General features: G+C 70.4%; 12 protein-coding genes and 1 tRNA gene. 5 read left to right on the top strand and 8 right to left on the bottom strand.

Translation table 11 applies throughout. The annotated features are described in order from the left end of the window. Positions 1-7 precede the first annotated feature (7 nt). A complete protein-coding gene (locus ACFTQE_RS18810) occupies positions 8-1,357 on the top strand; it encodes an FGGY family carbohydrate kinase (protein ID WP_376926501.1) in 1,350 nt (449 codons plus the stop codon). A 93-nt stretch (positions 1,358-1,450) separates the two neighbouring features. Here the strand turns inward: ACFTQE_RS18810 and groL are convergent, their stop codons facing one another. The 5 genes from groL to ACFTQE_RS18785 form a co-directional block, all read right to left on the bottom strand. After that, a complete protein-coding gene (gene groL / locus ACFTQE_RS18805) occupies positions 1,451-3,070 on the bottom strand; it encodes a chaperonin GroEL (RefSeq protein ID WP_376926500.1) in 1,620 nt (539 codons plus the stop codon). Between the two features lie 126 nt (positions 3,071-3,196). After that, a complete protein-coding gene (locus tag ACFTQE_RS18800) occupies positions 3,197-4,246 on the bottom strand; it encodes a DUF3048 domain-containing protein (RefSeq protein WP_376926499.1) in 1,050 nt (349 codons plus the stop codon). 78 nt (positions 4,247-4,324) lie between these two features. Then, complete coding sequence (locus tag ACFTQE_RS18795) at positions 4,325-4,528, bottom strand: cold-shock protein (RefSeq protein WP_056010420.1); 204 nt, start codon at positions 4,526-4,528, stop codon at positions 4,325-4,327. A 226-nt stretch (positions 4,529-4,754) separates the two neighbouring features. Beyond that, positions 4,755-5,300, bottom strand: a complete 546-nt coding sequence (locus tag ACFTQE_RS18790; protein WP_376926498.1) for a LytR C-terminal domain-containing protein — start codon at positions 5,298-5,300, stop codon at positions 4,755-4,757. Between the two features lie 27 nt (positions 5,301-5,327). Further along, complete coding sequence (locus ACFTQE_RS18785; RefSeq protein WP_376926497.1) at positions 5,328-5,624, bottom strand: DUF3263 domain-containing protein; 297 nt, start codon at positions 5,622-5,624, stop codon at positions 5,328-5,330. Between the two features lie 210 nt (positions 5,625-5,834). On the opposite strand from ACFTQE_RS18785, the gene msrB reads away from it, so the two are divergent. Continuing rightward, positions 5,835-6,236, top strand: a complete 402-nt coding sequence (msrB, locus tag ACFTQE_RS18780) for a peptide-methionine (R)-S-oxide reductase MsrB (RefSeq protein ID WP_056010429.1) — start codon at positions 5,835-5,837, stop codon at positions 6,234-6,236. After that, positions 6,237-6,791: a nitroreductase gene (locus ACFTQE_RS18775; protein ID WP_376926496.1), complete on the top strand. Its 555-nt coding sequence runs from the start codon at positions 6,237-6,239 to the stop codon at positions 6,789-6,791. Here ACFTQE_RS18775 and ACFTQE_RS18770 read toward each other — a convergent pair. After that, the gene (locus ACFTQE_RS18770) at positions 6,775-7,854 is read right to left on the bottom strand and encodes a DMT family transporter (RefSeq protein ID WP_376926495.1); all 1,080 of its coding nucleotides are present in this window, start codon (positions 7,852-7,854) and stop codon (positions 6,775-6,777) included. The genes ACFTQE_RS18775 and ACFTQE_RS18770 overlap by 17 nt on opposite strands. 300 nt (positions 7,855-8,154) lie before the next feature. Between ACFTQE_RS18770 and ACFTQE_RS18765 the strand changes: the two genes are divergently transcribed. Continuing rightward, entirely contained in the window at positions 8,155-8,394 is a 240-nt protein-coding gene (locus tag ACFTQE_RS18765) for a hypothetical protein (RefSeq protein ID WP_376926494.1), read from the top strand. 45 nt (positions 8,395-8,439) lie between these two features. Here the strand turns inward: ACFTQE_RS18765 and ACFTQE_RS18760 are convergent. Both ACFTQE_RS18760 and ACFTQE_RS18755 read right to left on the bottom strand, forming a co-directional pair. Then, positions 8,440-8,515: transfer RNA gene (locus ACFTQE_RS18760), tRNA-Thr, on the bottom strand. Between the two features lie 117 nt (positions 8,516-8,632). After that, entirely contained in the window at positions 8,633-9,484 is an 852-nt protein-coding gene (locus tag ACFTQE_RS18755; protein ID WP_376926493.1) for a DsbA family protein, read from the bottom strand. A 322-nt stretch (positions 9,485-9,806) separates the two neighbouring features. Here ACFTQE_RS18755 and ACFTQE_RS18750 point away from each other — a divergent pair, with 322 nt between their 5' ends. After that, on the top strand, positions 9,807-10,907 hold the full coding sequence (locus tag ACFTQE_RS18750) for an ABC transporter ATP-binding protein (RefSeq protein WP_376926492.1): 1,101 nt from the start codon (positions 9,807-9,809) through the stop codon (positions 10,905-10,907). The last annotated feature ends 39 nt before the right edge of the window (positions 10,908-10,946 follow it).

Genomic DNA, 10,946 nt, shown 5'->3' with positions numbered 1-10,946 from the left:
GGGTTCTCTGCCCTCCCCCCCCCCGGCGGCGCGGGGGCGGCGGGGCCCCGCGCCCCCCGCGCCGCACCCCGCCGGCACCGAGGTCGATCCGGCCGCGTGGTGGGCGGCGCTGCTCACGGCGTTCGCCGACGCGGGCGGGCTCGACGACGTCGAGGCGATCTCCGTCGCAGGTCAGCAGCACGGCATGATCGTGCTCGATGCCGAGGGCCGGGTCATCCGCGACGCCCTGCTCTGGAACGACACCCGTTCCGCCCGGTCGGCGCGCGACCTCATCGACGAGGTCGGTGCCGACGAGTACGCCCGTCGCACCGGCGTCGTGCCGGTGGCCTCGTTCACGGCGACGAAGTTGCGCTGGCTGCGTGACGACGAACCGGACGCCGCAGCCCGCGTCGCCGCCGTCGCACTCCCCCACGACTGGCTCACCTGGCGGCTTCGCGGCTTCGGCCCGGTGGGCGAGTCACCGCTCGGGCCGGTCCTCGGCGAGCTCACGACCGACCGATCGGATGCGAGCGGCACCGCCTACTGGGGACCGAACGGGTACGACCGCGAACTCTTCATCCGCGCGCTCGGACACGATGCCGTGCTGCCGCGCGTGCTCGCCCCCGACGAGCCCGCCGGCCGCACGCCCGACGGCATCCTCGTCGGCCCCGGCGCCGGCGACAACGCGGCCGCCGCGCTCGGCCTCGACGCAGCGCCGGGCGACGTCGTCGTCTCGATCGGCACGAGCGGTACGGTCTTCGCGGTGACGGATGCCGCCGTCGCCGATCCGTCCGGCACGGTCGCCGGTTTCGCGGACGCCACGGGGCGGCGCCTGCCGCTCATCGCGACGCTGAACGCCGCACGAGTGCTCGACGTGACCGCAGGGCTGCTCGGCGTCGGCCATGACGAACTCGGCAGGCTCGCCCTCGAGGCCGAGCCCGGGGCATCCGGAGCCGTGCTCGTGCCCTACTTCGAAGGCGAGCGGACTCCGAACCTCCCCGACGCGACGGCCTCGTTCTCGGGACTCACGCTCGAGAACACCACTCGCTCCTCGATCGCGAGGGCCGCCATCGAGGGGCTGCTCTGCGGACTCGCCGACGGCCTCGACGCCGTACGCGGGCAGGACGTCGAGGTGGCGCGAGTGCTGCTCATCGGCGGCGCGGCGCAGAACCCCGCCGTGCGACACGTCGCCGCCCAGGTCTTCGATGCCCCGGTCGTCGTGCCCGTGCCCGGCGAGTACGTCGCCGACGGCGCGGCACGGCAGGCGAGGTGGGCGCTCACCGGCGAACGCCCCGTGTGGCCGCTCGAGATCGACGCCGAGCTCGAGCGCCGGCCCTGCGCCGCGATCCGCGAGCAGTACGCCCGCGCACGGGCCTGACTCCGTCCGGACCCGGCCGCTCGAGATCATCGGAGACGACGATGGGCGCCTCCCCAGAGGGAGACGCCCATCGTGTGCTTCGCGAGGCGCGGACTAGAAGTCCATGCCACCCGTCGGGTCGCCGACCGGAGCGGCGTTCTTCTCGGGCTTGTCGGCGACGACGGCCTCGGTGGTGAGGAACAGGCCCGCGATCGACGCGGCGTTGAGCAGCGCGGAGCGGGTGACCTTCACCGGGTCGTTGATGCCGGCGGCGAGCATGTCGACGTACTCGCCGGTCGCGGCGTTGAGGCCCTGGCCGACCGGGAGGTTGCGCACGCGGTCGACCACGACGCCCGGCTCGAGGCCGGCGTTGAGGGCGATCTGCTTGAGCGGAGCGTCGATCGCGACGCGAACGATGTTCGCACCGGTCGCCTCGTCGCCCGAGAGCTCGAGCTTCTCGAAGGCGGTCTTGCCGGCCTGGATGAGGGCGACGCCACCACCGGCGACGATGCCCTCTTCGACGGCTGCCTTCGCGTTGCGGACGGCGTCCTCGATGCGGTGCTTGCGCTCCTTGAGCTCGACCTCGGTCGCCGCACCCGCCTTGATGACGGCGACGCCGCCGGCGAGCTTGGCGAGACGCTCCTGGAGCTTCTCGCGGTCGTAGTCGGAGTCGGTGTTCTCGATCTCCTTGCGGATCTGCGCGACGCGGCCGGCAATGGCCTCCTCGTCGCCGCCACCCTCGACGATGGTCGTCTCGTCCTTGGTGATGATGACCTTGCGAGCCGAGCCGAGCAGGTCGAGGGTGACGTTCTCGAGCTTGAGGCCGACCTCCTCGGAGATGACCTGGCCGCCGGTGAGGGTCGCGATGTCCTGCAGCTGCGCCTTGCGGCGGTCGCCGAAGCCGGGGGCCTTGACGGCGACCGACTTGAAGATGCCGCGGATCTTGTTGACGATCAGCGTCGCGAGTGCTTCGCCGTCGACGTCTTCCGCGATGATGAGGAGCTGCTTGCCGGTCTGGATGACCTTGTCGACGATCGGCAGCAGGTCCTTGATGTTCGAGACCTTGCCGTTGACGATCAGGATGTACGGGTCCTCGAAGACCGCTTCCTGACGCTCGGGGTCGGTGACGAAGTACGCCGACAGGTAGCCCTTGTCGAAGCGCATGCCCTCGGTCAGCTCGAGCTCGGTGCCGAAGGTGTTCGACTCCTCGACGGTGACGACGCCCTCCTTGCCGACCTTGTCGATCGCCTCGGCGATGAGCGCACCGATCTGCTCGTCGGCGGCGGAGATCGACGCCGTGGCGGCGATCTCTTCCTTCGTCTCGACGTCCTTCGCGTTGGCGAGGAGCTCGGCCTCGACGGCGCGGACGGCCTTCTCGATGCCGCGCTTCAGCGAGATGGGGTCGGCGCCTGCGGCGACGTTGCGGAGGCCCTCGCGCACGAGCGCCTGGGCGAGCACGACCGAGGTCGTGGTGCCGTCACCGGCGACGTCGTCGGTCTTCTTGGCGACCTCCTTGACGAGCTCGGCACCGATCTTCTCGTACGGGTCGTCGAGCTCGATCTCCTTGGCGATCGACACACCGTCGTTCGTGATCGTGGGTGCGCCCCACTTCTTCTCGAGCACGACGTTGCGTCCGCGCGGGCCGAGGGTCACCTTCACCGCGTCGGCGAGCGTGTTGAGGCCACGCTCGAGGCCACGACGGGCCTCCTCGTTGAAAGCAATGATCTTTGCCATGTGTTTCTCTCGTCCTTTCCCGGACGTCTTCAAAGATTCGTTGGGTTAGCACTCAAAACGAGTGAGTGCTAAATCGATTCTGGCACTCGACCGCCACGAGTGCAAGCGAGCCCAGACGCTGTCCGCTCAGGGCGTGAAGGTCGCCGAACCCTCGCTCGGCACGAGCTCGACCCACGTGGTGCCGGGAGCCAGCCGCAGCGGAGAGCCGTCGTCGGCGGTGAGGGTGATCGGCGATTCCGCGGCGCCCTTCGTCCACGTGCCGTGGGCCGTTCGCCCGGCAGCGGAGACCCAGGCTTCGCCCGAACCGATGAGGACGGTCTTCGGCACCTCGCCGTAGCTCCAGTCGATCGTGACGCGGAGGGTCACGACGTTCGTGGCGTGCACGCGCTCCCCCGATGCCTCGAGGTCGGGCGCCCCCTCCTGGGATCGGAGCCAGCCGGAGGTCGTGGCATCCCATTCCCAGGCGGGGAACCGGCCGTCGGAGAAGACGAGGTCGACGCGCGACGTCGGCGCCGCGGCGAGGGCCGGCGCCGCGAGCGGATCGGCCGTGCCGTAGGCGAACTGCACGGGCGGCGGCGCGAGCGAGGCATTGCGGGCGACGGCCTCGGCGGAGCGGAGGATCACGTCGTGCGGCCCCGGCCGCTCGTCGGCCCGGTAGAAGAGCCCGGTCTCGTCGAAGTCGAACACGATGTTGACGAGCGGCGTCGCCATCATCATCTCGACGAACTGCTCCTGACCACCCGAGTAGGCGATGATGCCGCCGAAGGGCGAGGCGATGTCGGGGTCCATGGGCCGGATGGATCGCACGGGTCCGACCTCGTCGGGGACATCCGAATGCCAGATCGCGACGTATCGGGTGAGGCCGCCCTCGACGAGTTCCTCGAACACGATGTCGGTGCGGTTCAGCGCGATCTGGGGGCGCGCCTCCTCGTGGTTGTCGATCTTCACCGCGAGCGACGGGTGTGCGAGCACGGCCGCCTCCGCCGGCGTTCCGCGCAGTGGAGCGAACGACACCGCCGACGTCGCGGCGTCGGCCGAGGGCCGAACCGGGGCCTCGCTCGGCGCTTCGTCGGGCTCGGGCGCCGATTGGCACGCGGTCAGCAGCAGCGCTGCCGCGACGAGCACGCCGATCCGCGCTCTCCGCTGCCGCGGAGCACGAACGACCTGCGCTCCCATGCGGCCAGCGTAGACCTGCGCATCGTCGCAGGTGCGAGAACGCGCCGCCGCGTCGGCGGCGCGCCCCGCGAATCGAGGTCAGGCCGGGCGGACGCCTTCGGCCTGCGGTCCCTTCGAGCCCGTGCCGACCTCGAAGACGACCTGCTGGCCCTCCTCGAGGACCTTGTATCCCGACATGTCGATCGCGGAGTAGTGGACGAAGACGTCCTGGCCACCCTCGTCGACCGTGATGAATCCATAGCCCTTTTCAGCGTTGAACCACTTGACGGTTCCGTTCGCCATGCGTTGCTCCCATGTTGCCGTGTCCGATCAGCACGCGCCCGTGGCCTGTGCCGGACCGCTCACGCCGGCGCAGGGTGCCAGGGACGGAACCGTGCGCTCGAGCTTCCGAGCGGCCGAAACCAGATACTCACGACTGGACGTTCCCGCACAAGGGCCTGCGGCGCGGAGCCGATATCGGAATGGCAACGATTCGCGGCCACGGCCAGCGTGGGCGTGCAGCGCGCGGTCAGCCCGCGGTGGCGGTCGCGTAGTCGGAGCCCAGTACGACCACGAGCTGGTTCCCGGTGGCGGCGAACTGGTCGGACACCCGCACATCGGCCTCGGGCAGGAACTGCGCGACGCCGCGGGCGGCTCCCTCGAGCTCGGGCGTCGCGTAGTACACGACCGTCTCGGTCAACGTGTCGTCGCTCGCGTTGGCCGTCGATGCCACGGGAACCCCGTTGGCGGTCAGCGTCTCGGCGGCCTTCGCTGCGAGCCCGGCCGTGGCCGTTCCGTTCAGCACGAGCACCGGGATGTCGGGTGCGATCACGGGCTCGGCGGTGACGACCGGCGTCGCACTCGGGGTCGAGACCGGGGCGTCCCCGAAGTTCAGTCGGTCGTTGAAGAGCATGACGCCGCCGATTCCGACCGCGACGAGCACGACCGTCGCCAGCGCCGCCCAGCCGAAGGTGATCCACCCGGCGCCCCGGCGAGCCGGCGCTCGGTGCGCACCGACACGGTCGATGCCGTGCGGGATCGAGTCGAAACGATCGCGGGGGAACTTCTGCGCCATGGGTCCAGTCGTCTGTCGGGGCCGCGCTCAGTCGAGCGATCGGCCGATCGAGAGCGAACGACGCGTTCGCGCCGCCGCGCGGGCCGCACGCATCCGCTGCAGCCGCTTGACGAGCATCGGATCGTGCCGCAGCGCCGCGGGTGAATCGAGGAGCTCGCCGAGGATCCGATAGTAGCGGGCCGCCGAGATGCCGAACTCGTCGCGGATCGCCTCAGCCTTCGCGCCGGGATGCTGCCAGGCACGAGCCTCGAAGGCGAGCACCCGCTCGTCGCGCTCGTCGAGCGCCGAATCGGCGGGGCGGTGCGGCAGGCGCTCGGCGCTCATCCCAATCCTCCCGTCGAGGCGAGCCGGATGCACCGCCTGCAGGTCATCCTAGACACCGACGCCTCCGCGGGAGCCGAGTGGCGACGGCGTGTGCCGGCGAGGGCCCGATGGAACACGGGGGCACGACGCCGCGTTGCACCCCGTGTCGGACCCCGCGTGCAGACCTGCGACCATGGAGGGGCACCGACGCGAGCACTGAGAGGACGCTTCATGGCGTACAACGTGGACAAGACCGACGACGAGTGGCGCGCCGAGCTCGGCGACGAGCAGTACGCCGTGCTCCGCGAGGCGGCGACCGAGCGCCCGTGGACGGGCGAGCTCCTCGACGAGGAGCGGGCCGGCGTCTATTCGTGCGCCGCCTGCGGTGCCGAGCTGTTCAAGAGCGGCACGAAGTTCGACTCGGGTTGCGGGTGGCCGAGCTTCTACGAGTCGGTGCGGCCCGAGGCCGTCCAGCTCATCGAGGACTCCTCGCTCGGCATGGTGCGCACCGAGGTGCGCTGCGCGAACTGCGGATCGCACCTGGGCCACGTCTTCCCCGACGGCTTCGGGACCCCGACCGGCGACCGCTACTGCATGAACTCGATCGCCCTCGACTTCTCCGCCGAGTCCTGAGTGTCGTCGCCCGTCCGGGAGGCGATGCTCGCCCGGCGCTCGTCGCCGAAGGTCGCGGATGCCGCACCCGACGACGCGGAGATCGTGACCCTGCTCGAAGCAGCCGGCCGGGTCGCCGACCACGCCTCGCTGCGCCCGTGGCGGTTCATCGCCCTGCGCGGCGACGCGCGGAACCGACTGGGTGACGCACTCGCCGCGGCCGCGGGCCTCGACGGCGAGCACGGCGCCCGCCTCGCGGCGAAGCCCCTGCGAGCACCGCTGCTGCTCGCGATCGTCGCGGTGACGACCCCGCACTTCAAGGTCCCCGCCTGGGAGCAGGAGGCCGTCGCGGCTGGCGTCGCCCACCAGTTGAGCCTGCTCCTCGACGACGCCGGGTGGGGCGTCATGTGGCGCTCCGGGCCGCACACGCGGCATCCGCTCGTCGCAGAGATGCACGGCCTCGCCGACGGCGAGCGACTGCTGGGCTGGCTCTACGTCGGCGGCGTGCACGACGGCACGCGATCCGACCGCGGCCCCGAGGTCGGTGCCGCGTCGAGGTTCAGCTCCCTCCCGTGACCTCTGCGGGCGCCAGCGCGTGCTTGCGACGCCCCCAGCGGACCGAGGCGATCACCACCGCGATGAGCGCGAGCACGGTGCCGCCGATCGTCGCGATGTCGACGGGGCGGTCGGCGGTGGGCAGCAGCAGGTCGAGGGCGAGCGCCGCGACGAGCTGCCCCGCCACGCCGCAGAGGGCGAGCAGCAGCACGCCGAGTCGGCGCACGAGCATCGCCTGCCCGGCGATGAAGATGCAGCCGAGCGCCCCACCGGCGTAGAGCCAGGGCTCAGCGGGCAGCGCATCGGGCCATCCGGCGGATGCCGCGTGCACGAGCATCACGACGACGAGCGCCGCCGTGCCCACGGCGAAGTTGAACACCGTCGCCGTGAGTGCGCTGTCGGCGACGGACTTCACCCGGCCGTTGACCGCCTGCTGCCACGAAGCGCCGATGCCGGCGATGAACGGCAGCACCATGAGCAGGATCGGGGCATCGCCCGCGAGCTGCGCCGACACCGCCCAGCCGATCGCCGCGAGTGCGAGCACGGCGCCGACGACACGGGTCGCGCTGAGCGGCCGGCGCCCGCCCGGGCCGAGCCCGATGAGGTCGAACACGATGCCGCCGACCGTCTGACCCGCGACGATCGCGATGGTGAACAGCGCGACGCCGATGACGCCGACCGAGAGCCCCTGCGTCGTCACGAACCACGCGCCGGCGAGTCCGCCGAGCACCATCCACCACGGGAGGGTGCGGCCGCGCAGTGCGCCGACGACCCTCGCGAGCCCCGCTCGGCCCGGCTTCCACATGGGGAGCACGATGAGCAGGATGACGAGCCCGCTGCCGAAGGAGATCGCCGCGGCGACGAACGGGTCGTCGAGCGCGAGCGCGAGCTGCCCGTTGACACGCGACTGCAGCGCGGTGCCGGCGCCGAACAGCAGGGCGAGCACGAGCGCGATCCAGATCGGGAGGCGCGACTGCTCGAGATGGTGGTGGTGATGCGCCTCGGTGCCCGCGGAGCTCGGGAGCGGAGTCCCGCCGGCGTCCGGCGCATCCCCGGATCTGGACGGATTCTGGTCGGATCCCACGTGTTGCATCCCTCTGATTCCCGCGACTCCTCGCGCCGTCCCGCCGGAACGGCGAGGAGATGGCGGCTCGACGTGCGAGCGGCCCGTCCTAGCGTACGCGCGCAACCGGGCCGGCTCCGTCGGCACCTCCGAATGGGGGCTTGCGGACGGCTGTTCCGGGGTCAACAATATGTCGCGTCGACGACGCTCTTCATCGTTGATCGGTGGAACCGGGGCGGCTCGTGATGGAAACCGTCGCCACCTTCATCGTGGGGTTCGCACCCGGGTTCACCAGCTACTGCCACAAGCGGGAGAACCATCATGGCGATCACAACCACTCACGACGTCGTCGACCTCATCCCCGTTGACACCGGGTTGTGGCGAGTCTGCGACACCCGATTCGAAGAGGGGCGCAGCCGCCGGATCATCGGGTACCTCGATCACCGGGGCGAGGGGTACGAGATGCTGTGGATGCGCCCCAGACCCGGGGTGATCCGGCGCTACGACACCTTCGACGACGCGGTGCGAGCGGTGCGGATCCGGCTCGAGCACACCGCCTGATCCGCCGCGAAGCGCCTCATCGATCCAAGCGGAGCCGGCACGTTGTGGAGCCGGCTGCGGGACTCGAACCCGCAACCACCGCTTTACAAGAGCGGTGCGCTACCAATTGCGCCAAGCCGGCGAGGGGATGCCTCGAGGACATCCTACCGATCGCCGGCCGGCGGCCGGGCATGGCGCGGACGTCGCGGAACGGACGAAGGCCCGGCACTCGGCCGGGCCTTCGAAACGGTCTCGCGCGTTACGGCGCCGGGGTGGGCGTCGGCGAGGGGGTCGACGTCGACTCGGAGAACGCCTCTCCGGTCGCCTGCAGCACGAACGACTGGAACTCGGCCGGGTCGGTGAGGGAGCCCTCGTACTGCTTGCCGTTCACGAGCACCGTGGGGGTTCCCTTGATGGCCTCGAGGTCGGAGTTCGGCACCGGTTCGTTCAGGGCGCGAGTCGTGGCATCCTGCACCCACTTCTTGAAGGTGGTGTCGTCGATGCACTGCTCGATCGTCGACAGCGAGCTCACGCCCGCCTCCTTCGCGAGCGCCTTGAGCTCCCGGTTGTCGAGGCCCGTCGAGGTCTCCTCCGGCTGGTTCTCGAAGAGCAGCGCGTTGAAGTCGAAGAACGAGTTCGGCGAGGTGTTCGCCACGCACGCTGCGGCGTTGGCCGCGCGGAGCGAGTACTGGGTTCCGGCGGACTTGTTGGTCAGCAGGGCGATCGGATGCACCTCGAGCGTCGCGGCACCCGACTCGACCATGGTGCGGATCGAGTCGGAGTTCGTCGTCTCGAACTGGCCGCAGAAGGGGCACAGGTAGTCGATGTAGGTGACGATGTTCGCCACCGTGCCGCTGTCGTCGGGCACGGTCGGCTTCGACGTCGCGCCTGCGGCCAGCGCAGGGGTCTCGGTCGCGGTGATCACGCCGTCGACGCCCGTGAGCAGGATGCCGTCGCTCGCCATGTTGGCGGGGCCGGGGCCCGCGGGCTTGACGCTGTTGAAGATCAGGCCGCCGATGATGGCCGCGATCGCGACGACCGCCACGATGACGCCGCCCTGGATGAGCCACTTGTTGCGTCGTTCGCGCTTCTTCTGCTCCTCGCGGAGCACCCGCGCCTTCTCGCGCGCGGCTTCGCGCTGCTCGTTACGGGTGGGGCGTGGCTGATTCGATCCGCCGTTGCTCATCGATGGTCACTCCGGTCGCTGTGTGGGCGTGCATGTATGCATGCAGACGCACACACGATAGTAGGGAGGATGGCTGTGAAACACCCAAACGGATTCCGCGAACTCCCCGGATCCCCGCTGTACGCCGATCCCGGCCGGGTGCGGAGCATGCCGTCGCGCGTGCGATACTGAGTGGGCGTCAGCGTCGACGCAGTCCATCACTACGGATCGTCCGGCACGTACCTGCCGGTGAAGGAGAAACACGAAAATGGCGTCAGTCACGTTCGACAAGGCAACCCGCCTCTACCCCGGCGGCACCCGCCCCGCCGTCGACCAGCTCGACCTCGAGGTCGCAGACGGCGAGTTCCTCGTCCTCGTCGGCCCCTCCGGTTGCGGCAAGTCCACCTCGCTCCGCATGCTCGCGGGCCTCGAAGAGGTCAACGAGGGCAACATCTTCATCGGCGACCGCAACGTCACCGACGTGCCGCCGAAAGACCGCGACATCGCCATGGTCTTCCAGAACTACGCGCTCTACCCGCACATGACCGTCGCCGAGAACATGGGCTTCGCCCTGAAGATCGCGGGCGTCGGCAAGGAGGAGCGCGCAGCTCGCGTGCTCGAGGCCGCCAAGCTCCTCGACCTCGAGCCCTACCTGGCTCGCAAGCCGAAGGCGCTCTCGGGCGGCCAGCGTCAGCGCGTCGCCATGGGCCGCGCCATCGTGCGTCAGCCCCAGGTCTTCCTCATGGACGAGCCGCTGTCGAACCTCGACGCGAAGCTCCGCGTGCAGACCCGCACCCAGATCGCGTCGCTCCAGCGCCGCCTGGGCGTCACGACCGTCTACGTCACGCACGACCAGACCGAGGCCCTCACCATGGGCGACCGCATCGCCGTGCTGAAGGACGGCCTGCTGCAGCAGGTCGGCACCCCGCGCGACCTGTATGAGAAGCCCAACAACGTGTTCGTGGCCGGCTTCATCGGCTCGCCCGCGATGAACCTCTTCCACGCCGACCTCGTCGACGACGGAGTGAAGTTCGGCACCGCGACGGTTCCGGTCGACCGCGAGACGCTCGCCCAGTCGAGCGGCAAGGTCGCCACCATCGGCGTGCGCCCCGAGGACATCACCGTCTCCCCCATCGAGGGCGAAGGCCTCGCGGTCGAGGTCGACCTCGTCGAGGAGCTCGGCGCCGACGGCTACCTCTACGGCCACTCCATGGTCGAGGGCAAGCGCACCGACATCGTCGCCCGCGTCGACGGCCGCATGCACCCGAGCGCCGGTGACAAGGTCTATCTGACGGCGACGCCGCACCACGTGCACCTGTTCGACGTGGAGTCGGGCGACCGCCTCGGCACCAAGGCCGTCGTCAGCTGACGCAACCTGTCGATCGGCGATGCCGGCCGGGCTCCTGCC

The organism is Agromyces sp. NPDC056965 (assembly GCF_042673425.1).
Classification (GTDB): domain Bacteria; phylum Actinomycetota; class Actinomycetes; order Actinomycetales; family Microbacteriaceae; genus Agromyces.
This window is presented reverse-complemented; position numbering and strand designations above follow the sequence as displayed.